Source organism: Oceanospirillum multiglobuliferum, assembly GCF_900167095.1.
In the GTDB taxonomy this organism is placed as follows: domain Bacteria; phylum Pseudomonadota; class Gammaproteobacteria; order Pseudomonadales; family Halomonadaceae; genus Oceanospirillum; species Oceanospirillum multiglobuliferum.
The window spans coordinates 1-18,734 of sequence record NZ_FUXG01000038.1 but is presented as its reverse complement, the minus strand read 5'-3'; the positions used below and the strand labels follow the sequence as shown (position 1 = coordinate 18,734).

Below are 18,734 nucleotides of genomic sequence, written 5' to 3'. Positions count from 1 at the left end.
TTCCTGCCAATGGAGGCTTGCGTAAATCCGGCCACGCGCCGGTTGCTGCCTGAGAAGTTGGAAGCCTCGCCCGAAAGGGCGGGGAGCAGTCACATTATAGTGCCTTTCATTCTTAAGACAGAAATGATTAAGGTGCACTATTACGCTATTCTGAAAACCAACTGCCGATAAATTCCGGTTACAGTGCACAGCTAGAGTGCAGGAGCAGGTCTATATGCAACGAATCACCGCGCTTTCAGCGGCCTTAATCTCTGTATTGAGCTTGAATGCTCAGGCACAAAATTTATCAGGGGTTTATCAAGATGCCCTTGAAAATGACTATCAGCTGAAAATTGCTCAGTCACAACTCAACTCGGTGATTGAGGATGAGAACGTCTCTTGGGCAGGTGTAAAGCCTACTGTCGCTTTAGGTGGTAGCCTAATGCTGCACAAACCTGATGGCACATTGGGTGGTAACAGTGTCAGTGATAGCTACACGGCAACAGGTTTAAGCGTGACAGTAACTCAACCTTTGCTAAACGTGGTTAACCTGCAAAAAATTGGCGTAGCTCAAGCTTCGACCGAGCAAGCACAGTTTACTTACCGTAGCGCGGAAATGGACTTGATGGTTCGCGTTACTGAAGCTTTCTTCACGGTTTTGCGCGCAGAAGACAACCTAAAATCGTTACAAGCACAAGAGAAAGCGATCAAACGCCAGCTGGAGCAAGCGAACCAACAGTTCAAAGTGGGTTTAATTCCAATTACAGGTGTTAACGAAGCGCAAGCAGCCTACGATGGCTCTCGTGCGGCTCGTATTGGAGCTGAGGGTGCGTTGCTGATCAGTCAAGAGTCATTACAGCTCTTAACAGGCAAAAGCTATGATGATTTAAACACGCTATCCTCTAGCTTTCCTGTATCAACCCCTAAGCCTGCGGGTGCCCAGTATTGGATTGATCAAGCGCTCAGTAATAACCCAAATGTGAAAGCAGCACAGAAGCAAAAAGATGTAGCCAGCTTAGGTATGAAAGTAGCCAAAGCAGCCTATCTACCTTACGTTGATGCCAAGGCACAATTGGCCTATCAGAATACTGATACCAAATCTAAAACGGATATGACTGATTTGTCTGTAGGCTTAGAGATGGGTTGGGCGATTTACACAGGTGGAGCGACCAGTGCCAATATTAGCAAGCTTGGGCACTATCTAAATCAATCTGAACAAGGTTTAGAGCTTCAAAAACGCTCTACAGCACTAAGTGCTCGCAGCTATTACATTCAGGTTACCACCAGCGTACAACAGGTTGAGGCACGTCGTCAGGCGTTAATCTCCTCTGAAAGCGCGCTTAAAGCTACACGCTCAGGTTATGAAGTAGGCACCCGTAATATTGTGGATGTGTTACAAGCTGAACAAGGCTACTACGCCGCACAAACTGCTTATTTAGATACCCGCTACAGCTATTTGATTAGTTTGATTAAGCTAAAACAAGCTGCGGGTGTACTGAATATGAATGATATTGCTGCGCTAGATCAGTGGTTACAAGCGAAATAACCTGAATTACGCTTAATTACAAAGCTCCTCTTGCAGGAGCTTTTTTATTTGCGGTAGCCTTGGAGACATACAAAAAAACACAAACACAAATATCTCATAACAAAAAAGCACACAATTGGAAAAGGGATATACACAGGAGCGGCTATGGATCAGCATCTTAGTATGGCAATTGATGCCAGCCTGTTTAATACGGGTCTAGTCACCATCTTCAGATGGAGCGCTACGCCCTCTAATGAAAATCCTTGGCCTGTGCTTTTTGCCAGCGGCAATACCCGTGAATTACTGGGTTTTCAAGCGAAAGAGTTTTTATCTGGCAAGATTCGTTATAGCGACTTGATCCATCCTGATGATCTGCACCGTGTTGCCGATGAAGTGATGCTTGCAGTACAAGCGGGGACTTCTCACTTTCAACATCAAGATTACCGAATCTTCCGCAAAAATGGCGAATGCCGTTGGGTAATGGACTTCACCATGATTCAACGTGACAAATCGGGTCAGGCGGAAAGCTTTATCGGTTACCTGATCGATGTCACTGAGCGCAAGCAGAGTGAAACCCAGTTATTAGAAAGTGAGCAGCGCTATCGAGAGCTGTTTCAGGGCAGTCGGGTTGTTGAGTTTTTACTAGACCCTATAGCAGGGGTTATCGTTGATGTGAATAAGGCTGCGTGCGAGTACTACGGTTACAGCGCCCATGAATTAAAGGGCATGCCGATCACGCAGATCAATATCTTGTCTGAGCAAGAAATTCGAATTGCCATGCAGGAAGCAGAGCGAGACAAGCGCAGCCACTTTATTTTTAAGCATCGCTTGGCGAGCGGCGAAATTCGTGATGTAGAAGTACACACGGGGCCACTGCTGCACCAAGGCCGAGAACTGCTGTACTCCATTGTGCATGACATCACCGATCGTTTGGAGGCCGAGCGAAAGCTGGTCAAACTATCAAGCGCTTTGGATCAAAGTGGCAGCATTGTTATGCTGACCGATGCCAATCACCACATTGAGTATGTCAACCAGCGTTTTACTCGGGTAACGGGTTTCAGCCTAGAGGAAGTTGTAGGACAGCATGTGGATTATCTGTCAGCGGGTCGTACCTCCAGCGAAGTTCGTCAGCACCTGTCTAATACGCTAAAACAAGGCCAAAATTGGCACGGAGAACTACTGTGTCGACGTAAAAATGGAGAACTCTACTGGAGCAGTATGTCGATCTCTCCAGTGGTGGATCGGCAGGGGCAAGTAAGCAGTGTTGTCGCGGTGGCAGAAGACCTCACAGAGCAGCGTGAAACAGATCGAAAAATTCAGCAGTTGGCTTTTTTCGACCCTACGACAGGTTTAGGTAATCGACCATTTTTACTTGAGTCATTAGATGAGTTTTTTGCAGGGCAAGCTGGCGCAGAATCTGCCGAGCAAGACACGGTCGCCCTGATCTTTATCGACCTTGATGATTTCAAACGCATCAATGACTCTATGGGGCATGAGGTGGGTGATCGCCTAATCAAAACAGTCGCGCATCGCCTTAAAGTGATCGTCAGTGATGATGATGTGCTGGTGCGAGTGGGCGGTGATGAATTTGCAATATTAAAAACAGTCACCACAAGTTCAGCCTTTGAGCACTGGCTTGATCAACTGGTGTATCAATTCTCCCGCACCGTAAAACTCGGCCCTCATACCGTTAATGTCTTTGCCAGCATGGGCATTGCCATGTTGCCCCATGATGCAGAAGACACCAGCACGGCGCTACGTAATGCCGAGCTGGCCATGTATCGCTCAAAACGCCGACAAGGCTCTGGCTATCACTTTTTTTCAGAAGAGATGAACCATCAGGCCGTGCAGCGCCTACAGCAAGAGGTACAACTCAGTCGGGCATTGAATCAGCAAGAGTTTGAACTGCACTATCAACCCAAAATCAGACTTGCCGACGGTGTTATGGTGGGCGTTGAGGCACTCATTCGTTGGAATGACCCTGTTCGTGGAATGATTCCCCCTAATGACTTTATCCCACTGGCTGAAGAAACAGGGCTAATCATGCCGCTTAGTCAGTGGATTATGACTGAAGCCTGCCAGCAAGTTGTACGTTGGCAAAAGGCTGGATTACCACCACTTACTATGGCAATCAACCTATCAGCACGACAGTTCCAAGACCCATTATTCATTGAGAATATCGCCAATATTCTGCGAAAAACAGGAGTAAACCCCGCCTGTATAGAACTAGAAATTACGGAAAGCATGTTGATGGAAAACATGGATGACGTATTACCCATGTTGCACCAGCTTAAAGGGCTAGGTGTAAGCCTTGCCATTGATGATTTCGGCACAGGTTACTCCTCTTTAGCCTACTTGAAGCAGATGCCAATTGATGTGCTCAAAGTAGACCGTGCCTTTGTGAAAGATATTGGTGCAGGTAAAAAAGATCGCGCCATTACCTGCGCTATTATTTTGCTCGCGCAGCAACTCGAACTTAAAGTGGTTGCTGAGGGTATTGAAACCCAAGAACAGGCAGAGTTTTTAACAAGCTCTGGCTGCAATCTTGGACAAGGTTTTCTATATAGCAGGCCATTGCAGGTAGCTGCATTGGAGAAAGCATTGAGAAACACTCAACTGACGTCAGCCTAATGAAAAATGTAACAGCATCATTTACTTACAAAAAAAGGCATTTCATTAAAAACTACTGCAAAAACGCAATAGAGCATAGAATCTAGCCCTGTCATAATTATCATACGAATAAACTCTATAGGGACATGGCGTGATGCAAAATATTGTCGGTTTAGTGATTGTGATCTGTTCATTGTTGTTTGCCGTCAGTGCAGCAGTGATGGCTTGGCGCTTAAAGCAACGTTTAGATCAAGCAACCGTAGAAGTACAAATGGCGAAATTTCGCTGGGAAGAGCGCAGAAAAGCGTACCAAGAAGTCATCACTCTTTTAGAAGATGCCATTACGGCCACATCTAAAAATCGTGATTACCAGTTTGATGAGTTATTCAATCAACTCTCACCTAAGCTACACCTGCAAGCATCGGAAAAGGTAAACTCAAACTTTGTTGAAGTGTGTTTGCTGTTAGAAAACTGGGCAGCATTGAAGCATGACGTTGAGCGCAAACAACATGAACTGGCGCAAAATCCCGACCGCCATACAGAGCTGAATATCATATTAACCCGCGAACGCCGTGAATTATCTGATGCCTACCAGAACTTCCAACAGAAATTTCACGAGCTTGGTGCATTAATGCGTAAAGAGCTTAGCTAATTGAGCTTGATCAGAAACCGTACAAAAGGGTAGTGCCATGAGCGACTTTATTCACAACAACATGAATACCATTGTGATTATTTTGCTCTTATTAGCCTTACCTTTTTATCTGCAACAAGCAAAAAAATGGCAACAAAATGCGCGCAAGAAAAAGCAACGGCGCAAACGTTACTAGGGGTGTGAAAGCTAACAAGCTTAATAATAAACGGGCAGCCTAAGCTGCCCGTTTATCATTCTAGTGGTGGCGATAACTTCTGTTACTCTGCCAACGCATCCAACACAAACTGTGGCAGCGCCAACGCGCCTTGGTGCATCTGCGGGTTGTAGTAACGGGTTTTGAAGTTCGCCGCTGCAAAGCGGGCTTGCAAGCTGGCCAGATCCAATTGACGCAACGCGGCATTATCAGAACCCCACGCCAACAGCATGTTGCCACCGATATAGGTTGGCACTGCGGCACAGTAGAATGATTGGTCGGCAAAATATGGGCTTAAACGCGCCTGTGTTACTTTAGCCTCGTCAATCTGCATAAAGGCCGAACCGTTTTGCGCCACAAACACACCGCCTTCATTCAAGCAGCGCTTGCAGCCTTCATAAAAGCGGCTGCTGAACAGCACTTCACCGGGGCCAACAGGGTCGGTGCAGTCGGAGATGATCACGTCAAACTTCTCATCGGTGTTGCACACATATTCAATGCCATCGGCAATCACAATGTTCGCACGCGGATTGTCAAACGCCCCATCAGAGTGCTTAGGCAGATAGGTTTTGCACATGTCGATAACAGACTGGTCAATCTCAACCTGTGTCACATGTTCCACTTCAGGGTGTTTCAGCACTTCACGCAGAATGCCGCCATCACCACCGCCAATAATCAACACGCGCTTAGCCGCACCGTGGGCAAACAATGGTACGTGGGTCAGCATTTCGTGGTACACAAACTCATCACGCTCGGTGGTTTGAATAATGCCGTCTAACGCCATTACCGTGCCAAACTGTTGATTACGGAAAATAATCAGGTGCCATGAGTCGGTTTGCTGTTCAAACAGCACTTCATCAATCACAAAAGACTGACCATAAGTTTCGTACAGTTTTTCTAGATAAGACGTCATCACTTTCAACCTTTAAATTTTGAGGCGGCATTCTAACAAGTTATGCCCCGAACATTAACTTTTGTCGCTGAACACATCAGCCTACCAATTGCGGCCTAAGCTCCAGTGAATACGTGAGTCCGCCAGAATAAACCAAAGATCCTCTAAGGGCGGACTGAGCATCACCAATCCTGCGGCAATCGCACCCATCAACAGCGTATTTTTGATATTACGATAATCAAAGAGTTTAAACGCAGTACCAAACGAGCGCTTCAAACGCGCGCCGCTCAGATCAACGCTGTAACACTCATCTAACAGCAAATGGATGACAAAACCAATCAGCAAGCACAGTCCCATAAACCAGCTTACCTCCTCATCCTGTCGTAAGCCTTGATAGGCCACAACTGCCGTCAAAAGCGCAAAAAACAAGCCTGCTAAGAGTGAGTGAAATATCCCTCGATGTACCGTAAAACGAGTTAACAGATACCAAGCGCCAAAGCGCACAACAAAAAAGCTAGCGGCGGCGGCCAACCAAGCACCTGAAATACCCAAGTCGCGGTTCAGTGCCAATACAGTAACAACTGCAATCAGCGCCCCCAATAATGAAAAAATCGAGCGCACCGAGCGTGAATGTTTAGAGTCGATATCCGGCAAAATTCCACCCACCATCACCAAGCCCCAACCCACTAAGGCTTCCGTCAGCGGCACCAAATTAATCACCACCGCACCAGAAACCACCAAGCCGCCCCCCAAGGCGGCACCCACAATATGAGTTTGATAATTTGCCATAACCGTTAAACCACCGACTTCACATGCAAAGCATATAGATCAGGGTCTAACCAAAGATTAGCCAGTGGCGTTTTTTTATAACGGGTGTCGGCACTGAACAACTGCGTCAAGGCTTTGCGATCTTCATCGCTGGCATTACAGCCGATAATCACCTGTTTTACCGAACTCACTGGAAAGGCATAAAAGTAAAAGTTTTTGCCGTTCACCAACACCTGTTTGTCTGCGGTTTCCTTTGGGCGTACCAAGCGATACTCCTGCTCTTGGTTCCAAACTTGTGCTCGATGAAACAGCGACGGAAAAGGCTGAATTGGTGAACGCTCTGACGGGCGCTCATCGCTATACACCACAGGCCGCAGCAATTGAGGCTGCTCTTTAAACAGGTTGTGGATAAAGTATTTGTGGCCTGCGTCTAACTCCACCACAAAACCACGATACTGATCGCTGTAACGCTCCCACAACAGAGGGTTAATCGGCGAGCTGAACAGACGACACAGCGCCAAGGATTCTAATTTTGCAGGATCGGGGAGCTTCTTCGTTTTTGGCTGCTGCTTTTGGCGCATCTGCTTCTCAATGGCAGGGCGCTTTTTCGCCGCTTGTTCGCAGAAATAAGCCTCGGTCACCAAAGCCTGCATATGCTCAGGCAACGCCGCGTATTGGCGTCGTAGCTCGGCTTTAAAATCCTCATGGCTGATCGGGGTTTCTTCAGGGGCTTTGCGAATCACCGGACGGTTAATTTCAAACGGATCTTGCCGCTCTAACACATCACTAAAATGTAAACGGCCATTACGCAGCACGTCTAAATGGCGAAAAGACAGATAAAGATAAAGTTTCATGCAGCGGTTTTCCGAAGAGGTCAAAACAGTGCGTTGAGCACTTTTGTAGATTTAACCATAAGATCAACGGGATAGACCAGCACGTCGATCTTTAAGAAAAGGGTGGAGGGTGACACAAAACTATGAACATCCTCTGCTTTTTTCGTCAAGACTTTGCCGCCTTAATTAATTTCTCTATTTGATTCATTCCGTCAAATGTTGACGGCAGGCTCCCATCATCAGTTACTATCCCAGAAAAAACGATGCTCTCGAACTTATCTAAAGAGTTTGCATCCTTTCTCTTAAGCTCACTCGAATACTCTGAATAGCTTTGAATGAATCGACACAGCGTTTTTCTAAGATCTATTTGCAAAAGCTGTGATTTCACTGACTTATAATTAAACAAAAGTACTCGAAAGTAGTAGACGGAAATTGCCACCAACGATACTGTCGGGAAAATTGAAACCAAAAGCCCGTCCCTAACAGTGGCAATGTTATCTAGATGCATGTAAACAAAGATTAGCTCTGCAACTATCGGGGATACTATAAGAACCGATAAAACCCGAAGCCAAAGCAATATCCCGTCTCGTTCTGCTTTCTTTTCGCCAGAAAGCTCATCGAACCCTTGATATAAACCAACAAAATTGAATGCATTTTCATATTTTGACAAAGATTCCTTAAGTGAATTAACCCTAGCTTCTCTTCTCGATAGGTCTGACTCCCAATCGTCTTTTAGCTTTTCTGCCTTAGCAGAAACTGAATTGAAATTTTTCAAGCTATCTATAGCGTCACTATTGGCTATAGCTTTGAAAATACTTATTGGCATATCACGAATCGCATATTCGATTTTTTCTTTTGCGTCCTTCTCAAATGAATCAACGTTGTTAAAAACAAATTGTCTGGCAGTTTCAAACTCCTCAGCCAAATTGTCTTTCATGGAAAGGTATAGCTCGAACAGAAAGCGAAAGCACATCGCACAAATATCATCCAGTCTTTCCTTGGAGAGTTCTTTTTGTTCATCAGCCAGACGATTAATGAAATAACTACCAATCCATTGGATATTTATTTGACAAAGTTTATCCCATTGGTCGGGCTTATGACTCATCGAACTTACTACTAAGAGAATCAGGCTATTCCTTTGCCTTTCAAAATCGTCAGCAGGAGTTAAGTCATTAACCTTGAGTTTGAAGTTACCCAGAACCGTTTTGCTTTGATTCTTATTAAATAGTTCTTCCATGTGGCTTCCTATTTATGAGGCATGTAACATTTCTAATATCGGGCATGCTTGTTTTGCCAATTTCAATATACTGGCCGATAAACAAAGAAGTGTTTGATTAGAAAGGAGAACTCCATCTCTTGATCTGACCACTTCCCTGTAAAACGCACTTGTGTATCTAGTCCAATAACCCTGCGCCTGTGCTTTTATAATAAAAGACGGGCACAGTTAATGTCGTTCGTTGATTGGGCAGTCTATCCGAAGCTGCTTACCCCGTATATCGCGCATTAAGTCGGATAATGTGAGCATGATTCAAGAGGTAGTGGAAAGTCACAACCCCGCTTTGGCATAGGTATTAAGAAAAAGCTCGGGCAGCCGGCAAACTTTGCCATCGCTGAGGCGGGTGCACACATAACGGCTATAAGCCCTGAACAGGGTTTTGCCATCGTGGCAGCGTTGTAGTTGAAAGCGGCGATAAACACTGAGTTTGTCGTGTTGCTCTAGCCAAGTGGCCATCACCAGTTGTTCATCTTGATAGGCGGGGGCGAGGTAATCTAGCTCATGGCGATATACCACCAAGGCGCGATTTAGGCGTTGGTAGTCGCTGAGTTGCAGCCCTAAGCTTTGTAGATGCGCCCAAGCGCAATCTTGCAACCACTGCAAATACACACTGTTATTGACATGACCATAATGGTCGATATGCGAGGGTTGCACTTGCAGCGGCCACAAAAAGGGATCAACCTGCCCTTGAGCAGGTTGATCCCAGATCAGTGCGGTTAAATCAGAAGCGGACATTTAGTCTCTGAAAACACGCACGATCAGTGATTTTAGGTAATCGGTTTCAGGAATAGCAGGCTGTACCGGATGATCAGGCCCCTGATGGCCTTGCTCTAGAATCTGCGCCTGACGGTCGATATGACGCGCCGAGCCACGCACGATGTCGATCAAACGGTCATACGCCAAGTGCATGGAGCAAGAAGCAGAAATCAAGATGCCGTCACGGTCTAACAAGCGCATCGCCAGTTGGTTGATACGCTCGTAGGCGCGCTCACCGTTGGCGATATCTTTACGACGCTTGATAAAGGCAGGCGGATCTAACACGATCACATCAAACTTTTCACCTTCAGCGATCAGTTGCTTTAGGGCTTCAAAGGCATCGCCTTGCATGGTGGTGACTTTTTCGGTCACGTTGTTGAGCGCTGCGTTTTTCTCTACTTCATCTAAGGCGACCGCAGAGGCATCCACACACAATACTGAGCTTGCGCCTGCGGCGGCGGCTTGCACACCCCAACCACCCACGTAACTGAACAGGTCGAGCACTTTTTTGCCCTTGCAGTATTGCTGCATACGGGCGCGGTTCATGCGGTGGTCGTAGAACCAACCTGTTTTTTGTCCGGTTAAAATCGGTACGTGGAATTTCACGCCGTTTTCTTCCAAGAACACTTCATCAGGCAGTTCGCCACGGGCGACACGTACCTCTTCTTCCAAGCCTTCTAGTTTACGCATACCGCCATCGTTACGTAGCACAATAGCCGTTGGCTTGAGCACTTTTTCTAGGGCGTCTAAAACGTCTTCTTCTAAGGCTTGCATACCTGCGGTGTTCAACTGTACCGATAACACATCACCAAACCGATCCACCACCAAACCCGGTAACAGATCACTTTCGCCATAGACCAAACGATAGTGAGGCGTAGGGAATACGCGCTCGCGCATACCCAACGCAATTTTAATGCGGTGTACCATCAACGATTTATCTAAACCCTGTTTAGGATCTTGGCTGATGATGCGGCCACAAATAAGGGTGTTTGGGTTGACATAAGCGGTTGCAATGGCTCGACCATTTGAGGCTTCAACCACCACTTGTTGACCAACCGCCATCTCTTTCAGTGGGGTTACGGCGATGTCCACTTCGTTGCTGTAAATCCAAAGATGACCGGATTTAAGTCTGCGGTCGGCATTTTTTCTCAGGCGGAGGCTGGCCAGTGTCATGAGGTTCTCTCGGTATTCAAGGTAATAGTGACGGCCAAAGCAAAGGCCGAACAGAAACAGCGAAGGATTATAGCGGAATTAGCGGGGATGATAACGAAAACAGCACGCTTAGCTGAAGATTAACGGCTAAGCGTGCGGTGTGTTCGGTTAGGCTTAAAGCTTGAGTCTCTTAAATCAGCGCTTTGATTTATCAATAAACAGATCTGCTTTGCGCTCAGATAAAGCTGCAAAACGCTCAACCATTTCAGCAGCTTGAAAGGCTGTATTTGGTAGCCAGATATAGGCCACGCCGCGATAGAGTAGAAAACCATCATTGGTGCGCACCACTTTGCTGACGCTGTCCCATTTGAAGTCCCCTTCAGACAAGCCTTCAGTGCGAGCGGTGATCAGCTCATCCGTGATATCCAAACTGATCTGTTTGTCTTTTTGCTCACTGCTGAGAAAACGCTTACGCAACAAACGTTTGTGTAAACGCGCACGAAACACAAACCAGTACAGGGCTAAGATAAACGCCATACTGTCTGTGGGTTGAAAGCCTCGCTGTAACATCATAAAAACACTGGCGAAAATTAAAGCACCAACGACAAACACTATTATCTTTTCACGAGAGTTAGCTGCGCCAAAACGGCTATGCTGATGCGCGGCGGTCAAATATTCTTGCTCAGACCACAGATAAGAGACTTCAATTGCAGACATGCACAACCCTCAACAGTTATTGATCAACATTACCCTAGTTCATGTGGGCAGTTTACTGAAACAAATTGATCAGACAAGTCAGAGGGTGAAAGGTTTCCGATTTCAACCTCACCGATTATGGCTTGGCTTAATTGCTATATTGCACTGGGATGTCTGTAGATATGCCAGTTGGAGCCTCTAAATTGAACCTCTTTTTCAAGCGTTGCGCCAATGGCTAAGGCCAGCTGGATAGAAGGTGAGTTATCAGCATTGATAAAGCTAATCAGAGAAATGTCGGGGAGATACTGAAGCCCTACTTTTTGCACCGCTCTTGCGGCCTCACTAGCATAACCCTTGCCCCAATGTGCAGGCGCTAAAGCCCATTTTATTTCTGGACTAGGGAAGTCATTGGGATACCAAAAACCAGCAATACCCAACACGGTGCCGCTCGATTTCTCTTCTACTGCGTAGGGGCCATAACCGCGAATCTGCCAGTGGCCGACCATGCTACACATTGCACGCCAAGTCTCCCCCTCTGTGAACGCTCGTCCTACCGTGAATTTGGTGGCCTGTGCGGAGGCATAATAATGATGAAGATCTTTCCAGTCCTCCTCTTTAAACTGTCGAAGCATTAGGCGTTCGGTTTCAATTTGGTCGGGTACAAGAGGCTGCATATTAAGAGTTGCTCCGCTGTATTTTGTGAGATGACCACAGTGAGAATATCTAGAAATGATTAGCTTCTAACACATAATACCCAGCTCATCAGGTAGTTTGGTCGGTTGGCTAATTCGAACGCGTTTTTGTCGTCCTAATTCACCATTGATAATGCTCACCATACTTTTGCTAACGCCAAACTGTTTGGCAAGAAACTTACAGAGGTGGGTATTGGCTTTGCCTTCGATAGGTGGTGCTGTGATGCGGATTTTAAGGCGATCATCATGCAGGCCGCAAAATTCATCTTTGCTGGCCTTAGGCTGAAGGTGGCAGGCGATCAAAAGATCGCCACCATCCCATTGATAAAAACTGCTCATCGCGTCAAATAGCAGGTCAAAACTATAGACCAGATACAAGGCGCATCGGTAAACCTGACATTTGCACTAACGGGCCAACAACAATCATTTCCAGTACGTTAATGCCAATAAAGACAAAAATTGGTGACAGGTCTATGCCGCCTAAAGAGGGTAGCATATTGCGTACAGGCGACATCACAGGCTCTGTAATTTGATATACCAACATCGCCCCCGGATGCCCACTTTGTGGCGCAACCCAGCTTAAAATAATAGAGGCCAACAAGGCGAAGAAGTAGATATTCAGCAAGGTTGAGATCGCACCTGCTAAAGAGCCTATCACTAAGCTGACAATAGGTGGGAAACCTGCGCCTGCAATTTGCAGTACAAGTATTAAACCTGCCGCTTTTACCAGCACCGCCAGCAATAAGGTGGCAAGGTCTATACGCCCCATGGGTCTCAGTACAGTTTGCAGCGGACGCACCAATGGAAAGGTTGCACGCGCTACCGCTTGTGAAATCGGGTTATAAAAATCTGCTTTTGAGTATTGCAGCACAAAGCGCAGCATCACAATAAACAGGTAAAGATTAACCAGTGTTGAAACCAGATAAACTCCGGCACTTCCTACAGATTGTCCCATGTATTGCTCCAGTGTACCCAATATAAATAACGTCTGACTTATTCTAGTTTATGGAGGCTAGGGTGATTTTTTCCAGTGAAACTACGAAAAAATCTACGCTTAGCCTGCCCTACAGCGTTCTAACTAAGAACTATTGATCCAACAGTTCTGCCAGTTCTTTACCGCGATGCGCAGCAGCAGCCACGGCTTTAGCGTATAACTCTGTTAAACCCCCAGCATTAAAAGTGTTCAATGCCTGCTCGGTAGTACCACCTGGAGAGGTCACACGGCGGCGCAGTTCTGCGGCATCCACGTCACTTTCAACGGCCATACGTGCAGCGCCAAGAGCGGTTTGTAGCGTCAGCTGACGGGCAACCTCTTCTGATAGTCCGGCTTCTTGTCCTGCTTTTTGTAGTGCTTCCATTGCTAAGAAGAAATATGCAGGGCCACTGCCTGAAACCGCTGTCACCGCGTCCATTTCAGCTTCGGCGTTCACCCACACACTGATACCAACAGCCTGCATCATTTGATCAGCAAACTGTTTTTCTGCTTCGCTAGCAATTGCATTGGCATAAAGCCCTGCGGCACCGACACCCAATAGTGAAGGGGTATTTGGCATAGTACGAACAATAGCAACATTACCACCCAACCAGCGATCTAAGGTTTCGGCACGAATACCTGCCGCCACCGAGATAATCAGTGGTTTATGGATTTGCACTGTGTCGCGAATCTCTTCACACAGTGCCTTCATCATTTGCGGCTTTACCCCTAAAACCAATACCTGATGGCTGGCGGCAGTGGCGCAATTGTCGGTGCTGATGTTTACCGCATACTGTGCTTTTAAACTTTGCAGACGTTCTTCAGAGCGACGAGTCGCAGTGATCTGCTCTGGCGCATAACCCGTGGCGATTAATCCACCAATAATGCTGCCCGACATATTGCCAGCGCCTAAGAAAGCCAGCTTAAGGTTTTGCATGTTCTTGTCCTTTCAATAAATTCAGTTGCCATCACAAGGGCAGAATAGGAAATGCCTTTGATATTACTGGTTTTAATGGCTTGCAGTGTAATCCCGTGCACCAAAAATTGCAGTGCCAATGCGCACCATTGTACTGCCTTCTGCGATAGCTGCATCCATATCGTCGGTCATGCCCATTGATAAACTGTCTAGGCTTGAATATTGGCTTTGCAGTGTAAGCAAGGCTTGTTTCATTTCGGCAAAAGGCTTGCGCTGTAATACAGGGTTATCACAAGGGGCTGGAATCGCCATCAAACCGCGCAAACATAGGCGTGGCATCTGTGCGATTTGAGCAGCAAATTCAGGTAACTCTGCCAAAGATAGCCCTGATTTGCTCTCTTCCTGGCTGATATTAACCTGCAAACAAATGTTCAATGGTGGTAAATGATCGGGTCGCTGGTCATTTAAACGCTGTGCGACTTTTAAGCGATCCACGCTGTGTACCCAATCAAAATGCTCGGCAATTGCGCGGGTTTTATTCGACTGAATAGGGCCGATAAAGTGCCAAACAATTGGCAGATCAGCCAAGGCTTGCTGTTTGTCTAAGGCTTCTTGCAGATAGTTTTCACCAAATTCAACTTGGCCTGCCTCAAAGGCTGCACGTACCGCCTCAGCAGGCTTGGTTTTGCTCACGGCCAACAAGGTAACCGTATCTAACTGGCGCTGATGCTGCACACAACTTTGTTTGATCTGGTCTCGCACTGTGGCAATATTTTGAGCGATATGAGTATAGGGCATCGAATGGTGTATCCCGCTTATGATTAAGATTTGTTATGTTGGCTGATAGATAAGCTGAATCATACAACCTTCCCCTTTCTAATTCGAAACAGGGTCTTTACGGATATGGATATTACCGAACTGCTGGCTTTTAGTGCAAAACAGGGTGCATCTGACCTTCATCTTTCAGCAGGTATGCCGCCACTGATTCGAGTGGACGGTGACATGCGCCGTATTAACGTACCTGCTTTGGGTCATAAAGAAGTGCACCGTATGGTGTACGACATTATGAACGATAAGCAACGGCGCGGTTACGAAGAATTTTTAGAGCTGGATTTTTCTTTTGAAGTGCCCGGTGTTGCTCGCTTCCGTGTGAATGCCTTTAACCATAATCGAGGGGCTGGTGCGGTGTTTCGTACCATTCCTAGTACAGTGCTAACAATGGAGCAACTGGGCTTAGGGGAAACCTTTCAAAAACTGGCGATGATTCCTCGTGGCTTGGTCTTAGTCACAGGGCCAACAGGCTCAGGTAAAAGCACCACCTTGGCGGCAATGCTTGACTATGTCAACGAACGTAAATATCAACATTTGCTGACCATTGAAGATCCTATTGAATTTATTCACGAAAGTAAGAAATGCTTGGTCAGCCAACGTGAAGTACACCGTGACACCCATAGTTTCAGCGACGCTCTACGCTCCGCCCTGCGTGAAGACCCTGATATTATTTTAGTGGGCGAGATGCGTGACCTAGAAACCATTCGATTAGCCTTAACCGCAGCGGAAACAGGGCATGCAGTGTTTGGTACTTTGCATACCAGCTCAGCGGCTAAAACCATTGACCGTATTGTAGATGTATTTCCCGCAGCAGAAAAAGCGATGGTACGCTCCATGCTGTCAGAGTCGTTACGAGGGGTTATCTCGCAAACGCTGTTGAAAAAACATGGCGGCGGTCGAGTGGCAGCCCATGAAATAATGATTGCAACTCCAGCCATTCGTAATTTAATTCGTGAGGATAAGATTGCACAGATGAACTCCTCTATTCAAACCGGAGCAGGCTTGGGCATGCAAACGATGGATCAATGCTTACGCTTGTTATTGAATAAAGGCATGATCTCGTTAGAAACCGCCCGTGAGAAAGCGATCAATCCTGATATTTTTATGTAATTTTCATTACATAATGCTTTTGATTGTTTGCTTGAGACTCTCTCGATACAGCGAAAATAAAAGGATGCATCTGTGGCTCGACTGCAATCACCAAAACAGCAGGCGCTGTTAGAAAAGTTTTTCCAAATGCTGAAAATCATGGCTGATAAAAAAGGCACGGATCTTTTTATCACCACGGGTATGCAACCCTGTATGAAGCTAAATGGTGAACTGGTGCAGCTAGCGCCCACCGCGTTGACGCCCGATATGGCGAAAGACATGGTGTTTGGCATCATGGATGAGGCGCAGGAACAAGAGTTTATCGAACATCGAGAGTGTAATTTTGCTCTCAGTGCTTCGGGCATTGGTCGGTTTAGGGTGAGTGCTTTTTATCAGCGTAACCAAGTGGGCATGGTGTTACGGCGTATTGAGTTTCAAGTGCCACGCTTAGAAGATTTAGATCTGCCGCCTATCATCAGCAAGTTAGCGATGGAAAAACGCGGCCTGATTTTATTTGTTGGTGCGACAGGCACAGGTAAATCCACCTCGCTGGCGGCCATGATTCAATATCGTAATGAGAACAGTCGCGGTCATATCATCTGTATCGAAGATCCCATCGAGTTTATTCACCAGCATAAAAAATCTATTGTGACTCAGCGTGAAGTGGGCATTGACACTGAAAGCTTTGAAGTGGCACTGAAGAACACCCTACGTCAGTCACCTAATGTGATTATGATTGGTGAGGTACGCAGCAAAGAAACCATGGAGTACGCCCTTGCCTTTGCCGAAACGGGTCACCTTTGCCTTGCAACCCTACACGCCAACAATGCCAACCAAGCCTTAGAGCGCGTAATCAACTTTTTCCCTCAAGAGCGCCACAATCAGATATGGATGGATCTATCACTGAATTTACGCTCTGTTATCGCACAACAGCTTGTCCCTACGCCTGATGGCAAAGCGCGCAAAGGCGTGATTGAAGTGTTGCTGAATACGCCACTGGTGTCTGACATGATTCGCAGAGGTGATGTGCATGGTTTAAAAGAAATCATGACCAAATCCCGCGAACTTGGGATGCAAACCTTTGATCAGGCACTGTACGACCTATATGCCGCCAATCAAATTAACTATGAAGATGCCATCGCCCATGCAGATGCGCCAAATGATCTACGCTTGATGATCAAACTAGGTAGCAGCGCCAGCGGTGCCGAAGCACGTTTTGGCGCCTCGGTTGACCAGTTCACTTTGCTTGATTAGGTTTCGCTGTAAATTACCCAACAAAGCCAATATCTGTGCTGAAATTGATCAGCGAAAACTCTCGCCTGTGCTATGCTTGCGGCAATTACTGATTTTATTTTTTCGTGGTGTCAGCTCAAACAAAACAGAGCTGAAAACACCCTTTTCTGTTGTTTGAGGTAAGCTCGTTGTTTTCTGAACTCTCGTTGCATGAACGTTTAATCAAAGCTTTGGATGAATTGGAATTTAAAGATCCAACGCCTGTTCAATCGCAAGCGATTCCCGCGGCATTGACGCAAAAAGATCTACTGGTTAGCGCAGAAACCGGCAGCGGCAAAACCGCCGCATTTCTGTTGCCAATTCTGCATCGCCTGATGAGCACTGATGCGCCTAAAAGCGGTACTCGCGCCCTAATCTTAGCGCCAACCCGTGAACTGGTGCGTCAAATCTATAAGCATTTCACACAGCTAGGTGCTTATTCTCACGTTAAAGCATCATGGATTATTGGTGGCGAAGCCTTTAAATACCAGCGCGCCATGTTCCGCAAAAATCCTGAAATTATCATTGCCACGCCAGGCCGCTTGTTAGAACACTTAGAAAAAGACTCTCTGGATCTGAACGATCTAGAGGTTTTAGTGTTAGACGAAGCCGACCGTATGCTGGACATGGGTCTAAGCGAAGAGGTGCTGAAAATCACCGACCGCTGCAACAAAGCCCGCCAAACCATGCTGTTCTCTGCCACCTTAAGCCATCGCGGTGTACGTGGTGTAGCCGAGCGCGTTTTGACCGAGCCAGAGACCATTATCGTCAACACTGTGCGTGACCAACACGGCGCGATTACTCAGCAGTACTTATTGGCAGATGACAGCAAGCACAAAGATGCCATGCTGGTGCGTATCCTTGGCGAGAAAAAGTTTGAAAAAGCGTTGGTGTTTGTAAACACCAAAGTTGAAGCTGATCGTTTGAATGGCTACCTGCGCTATAAAGATATTCGTACTGGCGTACTGCATGGGGATCTGGATCAGGATCAGCGTAACCATGTGATGAATCTGATGCGTCGTGGCAATATCGACGTTTTAGTGGCAACCGATGTGGCCGCACGTGGTTTAGATGTGAAAGGTATCGAGCTGGTCATCAACTACGACATGGCGCGTAAAGGTGACGACTACGTACACCGCATTGGCCGTACTGGGCGTGCGGGTGAAGTGGGTATCGCCATTTCAATGATTCAACCACAAGAGTGGAATTTGAAAGCGGTAATCGAACACTACCTGCGGGTACAGTTTGAGCCGATTCAAGTTAAAGGCTTAGAGGGCAAATACAAAGGCCCGAAAAAGGTCAAAGCGTCAGGCAAAGCGGTAGGTAAGAAGAAGCCTAAAACTGCGGCCGAGAAAAAAGCGCTGAAAGAGAAACAAAAAGGCCAAGAGAAAAAAGCGCTGAAACGTGCCGCTCGTCGTAATGACAATGCGCAAAGCGCACAGGCCGCAGCAGCAGGTGAAGAACAGCCTGCTAAGCGTCGTCCGTTAGCGCCAGTTGAACGCCAACGGGTTGGTTTTGGTACAATCAAAAAACGCACCACTGCCAAGTTTGTACCCGATGAAGCACCAGGTGATGACGACTAAGCGTAAACCTCTGTCGCTCACTGAGTATGAGTAAAAGCGGGCGGGG

At 46.8% G+C, this 18,734-nt stretch carries 19 protein-coding genes; 7 read left to right on the top strand and 12 right to left on the bottom strand.

Features of this window, described 5'->3' with window-relative positions; genetic code table 11:
• Positions 1–214: 214 nt before the first annotated feature.
• The 4 genes from B5D26_RS15840 to B5D26_RS16250 all read left to right on the top strand — a co-directional run bounded on the left by B5D26_RS15840 (position 215) and on the right by B5D26_RS16250 (position 4,941).
• A complete protein-coding gene (locus B5D26_RS15840) occupies positions 215–1,525 on the top strand; it encodes a TolC family outer membrane protein (RefSeq protein ID WP_078746684.1) in 1,311 nt (436 codons plus the stop codon).
• A gap of 144 nt (positions 1,526–1,669) precedes the next feature.
• On the top strand, positions 1,670–4,135 hold the full coding sequence (locus B5D26_RS15835) for a sensor domain-containing protein (protein ID WP_078746683.1): 2,466 nt from the start codon (positions 1,670–1,672) through the stop codon (positions 4,133–4,135).
• Positions 4,136–4,268: 133 nt separating this feature from the next.
• Positions 4,269–4,766: a hypothetical protein gene (locus tag B5D26_RS15830; protein ID WP_078746682.1), complete on the top strand. Its 498-nt coding sequence runs from the start codon at positions 4,269–4,271 to the stop codon at positions 4,764–4,766.
• A 37-nt stretch (positions 4,767–4,803) separates the two neighbouring features.
• Positions 4,804–4,941: a hypothetical protein gene (locus B5D26_RS16250; RefSeq protein WP_159445695.1), complete on the top strand. Its 138-nt coding sequence runs from the start codon at positions 4,804–4,806 to the stop codon at positions 4,939–4,941.
• Positions 4,942–5,023: 82 nt separating this feature from the next.
• Here B5D26_RS16250 and speE read toward each other — a convergent pair whose 3' ends face one another.
• The 12 genes from speE to B5D26_RS15770 all read right to left on the bottom strand — a co-directional run bounded on the left by speE (position 5,024) and on the right by B5D26_RS15770 (position 14,711).
• Positions 5,024–5,872 carry a polyamine aminopropyltransferase gene (gene speE, locus B5D26_RS15825; RefSeq protein ID WP_078746681.1) on the bottom strand — a complete coding sequence of 283 codons (849 nt, stop codon included), beginning with the start codon at positions 5,870–5,872 and terminating at the stop codon, positions 5,024–5,026.
• A gap of 81 nt (positions 5,873–5,953) precedes the next feature.
• Positions 5,954–6,640 (bottom strand): metal-dependent hydrolase, encoded by a 687-nt coding sequence (locus tag B5D26_RS15820; protein ID WP_078746680.1) that lies wholly within the window; start codon positions 6,638–6,640, stop codon positions 5,954–5,956.
• Between the two features lie 5 nt (positions 6,641–6,645).
• A complete protein-coding gene (locus tag B5D26_RS15815; protein WP_078746679.1) occupies positions 6,646–7,473 on the bottom strand; it encodes a DUF2971 domain-containing protein in 828 nt (275 codons plus the stop codon).
• 145 nt (positions 7,474–7,618) lie between these two features.
• On the bottom strand, positions 7,619–8,689 hold the full coding sequence (locus B5D26_RS15810) for a hypothetical protein (protein ID WP_078746678.1): 1,071 nt from the start codon (positions 8,687–8,689) through the stop codon (positions 7,619–7,621).
• 309 nt (positions 8,690–8,998) lie between these two features.
• The gene (locus tag B5D26_RS15805) at positions 8,999–9,463 is read right to left on the bottom strand and encodes an acyl-CoA thioesterase (protein ID WP_078746677.1); all 465 of its coding nucleotides are present in this window, start codon (positions 9,461–9,463) and stop codon (positions 8,999–9,001) included.
• On the bottom strand, positions 9,464–10,657 hold the full coding sequence (locus B5D26_RS15800; RefSeq protein WP_078746676.1) for a class I SAM-dependent rRNA methyltransferase: 1,194 nt from the start codon (positions 10,655–10,657) through the stop codon (positions 9,464–9,466).
• A 174-nt stretch (positions 10,658–10,831) separates the two neighbouring features.
• Positions 10,832–11,353 (bottom strand): YcxB family protein, encoded by a 522-nt coding sequence (locus B5D26_RS15795; RefSeq protein WP_078746675.1) that lies wholly within the window; start codon positions 11,351–11,353, stop codon positions 10,832–10,834.
• 134 nt (positions 11,354–11,487) lie between these two features.
• The gene (locus B5D26_RS15790) at positions 11,488–12,006 is read right to left on the bottom strand and encodes a GNAT family N-acetyltransferase (RefSeq protein WP_078746674.1); all 519 of its coding nucleotides are present in this window, start codon (positions 12,004–12,006) and stop codon (positions 11,488–11,490) included.
• Between the two features lie 66 nt (positions 12,007–12,072).
• Positions 12,073–12,363, bottom strand: coding sequence for a DUF167 domain-containing protein (locus B5D26_RS15785; protein ID WP_078746686.1), 291 nt, complete (start codon positions 12,361–12,363; stop codon positions 12,073–12,075).
• Positions 12,364–12,385: 22 nt separating this feature from the next.
• Positions 12,386–12,979 carry a YggT family protein gene (locus B5D26_RS15780; protein WP_078746673.1) on the bottom strand — a complete coding sequence of 198 codons (594 nt, stop codon included), beginning with the start codon at positions 12,977–12,979 and terminating at the stop codon, positions 12,386–12,388.
• A 130-nt stretch (positions 12,980–13,109) separates the two neighbouring features.
• Positions 13,110–13,934: a pyrroline-5-carboxylate reductase gene (proC, locus tag B5D26_RS15775; protein WP_078746672.1), complete on the bottom strand. Its 825-nt coding sequence runs from the start codon at positions 13,932–13,934 to the stop codon at positions 13,110–13,112.
• Positions 13,935–14,006: 72 nt separating this feature from the next.
• A complete protein-coding gene (locus B5D26_RS15770; protein WP_078746671.1) occupies positions 14,007–14,711 on the bottom strand; it encodes a YggS family pyridoxal phosphate-dependent enzyme in 705 nt (234 codons plus the stop codon).
• Positions 14,712–14,816: 105 nt separating this feature from the next.
• Here B5D26_RS15770 and B5D26_RS15765 point away from each other — a divergent pair, with 105 nt between their 5' ends.
• The 3 genes from B5D26_RS15765 (at position 14,817) to B5D26_RS15755 (ending at position 18,688) form a co-directional block, all read left to right on the top strand.
• Positions 14,817–15,854 carry a type IV pilus twitching motility protein PilT gene (locus B5D26_RS15765; protein WP_078746670.1) on the top strand — a complete coding sequence of 346 codons (1,038 nt, stop codon included), beginning with the start codon at positions 14,817–14,819 and terminating at the stop codon, positions 15,852–15,854.
• 126 nt (positions 15,855–15,980) lie between these two features.
• Positions 15,981–17,087 (top strand): PilT/PilU family type 4a pilus ATPase, encoded by a 1,107-nt coding sequence (locus tag B5D26_RS15760; RefSeq protein WP_078746685.1) that lies wholly within the window; start codon positions 15,981–15,983, stop codon positions 17,085–17,087.
• Between the two features lie 167 nt (positions 17,088–17,254).
• The gene (locus B5D26_RS15755) at positions 17,255–18,688 is read left to right on the top strand and encodes a DEAD/DEAH box helicase (RefSeq protein ID WP_200810713.1); all 1,434 of its coding nucleotides are present in this window, start codon (positions 17,255–17,257) and stop codon (positions 18,686–18,688) included.
• Positions 18,689–18,734: the final 46 nt, after the last annotated feature.

What these genes read in the sequence shown, in the direction of transcription:
- B5D26_RS15805 (WP_078746677.1), bottom strand. Translation starts at nt 9,463, where the DNA reads ATGTCCGCTTCTGATTTAACCGCACTGATCTGGGATCAACCTGCTCAA.
- B5D26_RS15835 (WP_078746683.1), top strand. Translation starts at nt 1,670, where the DNA reads ATGGATCAGCATCTTAGTATGGCAATTGATGCCAGCCTGTTTAATACG.
- B5D26_RS15760 (WP_078746685.1), top strand. Translation starts at nt 15,981, where the DNA reads ATGCTGAAAATCATGGCTGATAAAAAAGGCACGGATCTTTTTATCACC.
- B5D26_RS15810 (WP_078746678.1), bottom strand. Translation starts at nt 8,689, where the DNA reads ATGGAAGAACTATTTAATAAGAATCAAAGCAAAACGGTTCTGGGTAAC.
- B5D26_RS15800 (WP_078746676.1), bottom strand. Translation starts at nt 10,657, where the DNA reads ATGACACTGGCCAGCCTCCGCCTGAGAAAAAATGCCGACCGCAGACTT.
- B5D26_RS15765 (WP_078746670.1), top strand. Translation starts at nt 14,817, where the DNA reads ATGGATATTACCGAACTGCTGGCTTTTAGTGCAAAACAGGGTGCATCT.
- B5D26_RS16250 (WP_159445695.1), top strand. Translation starts at nt 4,804, where the DNA reads ATGAGCGACTTTATTCACAACAACATGAATACCATTGTGATTATTTTG.
- B5D26_RS15795 (WP_078746675.1), bottom strand. Translation starts at nt 11,353, where the DNA reads ATGTCTGCAATTGAAGTCTCTTATCTGTGGTCTGAGCAAGAATATTTG.
- B5D26_RS15820 (WP_078746680.1), bottom strand. Translation starts at nt 6,640, where the DNA reads ATGGCAAATTATCAAACTCATATTGTGGGTGCCGCCTTGGGGGGCGGC.
- B5D26_RS15830 (WP_078746682.1), top strand. Translation starts at nt 4,269, where the DNA reads ATGCAAAATATTGTCGGTTTAGTGATTGTGATCTGTTCATTGTTGTTT.
- B5D26_RS15790 (WP_078746674.1), bottom strand. Translation starts at nt 12,006, where the DNA reads ATGCAGCCTCTTGTACCCGACCAAATTGAAACCGAACGCCTAATGCTT.
- B5D26_RS15780 (WP_078746673.1), bottom strand. Translation starts at nt 12,979, where the DNA reads ATGGGACAATCTGTAGGAAGTGCCGGAGTTTATCTGGTTTCAACACTG.
- speE (WP_078746681.1), bottom strand. Translation starts at nt 5,872, where the DNA reads ATGACGTCTTATCTAGAAAAACTGTACGAAACTTATGGTCAGTCTTTT.
- B5D26_RS15815 (WP_078746679.1), bottom strand. Translation starts at nt 7,473, where the DNA reads ATGAAACTTTATCTTTATCTGTCTTTTCGCCATTTAGACGTGCTGCGT.
- proC (WP_078746672.1), bottom strand. Translation starts at nt 13,934, where the DNA reads ATGCAAAACCTTAAGCTGGCTTTCTTAGGCGCTGGCAATATGTCGGGC.
- B5D26_RS15785 (WP_078746686.1), bottom strand. Translation starts at nt 12,363, where the DNA reads ATGAGCAGTTTTTATCAATGGGATGGTGGCGATCTTTTGATCGCCTGC.
- B5D26_RS15770 (WP_078746671.1), bottom strand. Translation starts at nt 14,711, where the DNA reads ATGCCCTATACTCATATCGCTCAAAATATTGCCACAGTGCGAGACCAG.
- B5D26_RS15840 (WP_078746684.1), top strand. Translation starts at nt 215, where the DNA reads ATGCAACGAATCACCGCGCTTTCAGCGGCCTTAATCTCTGTATTGAGC.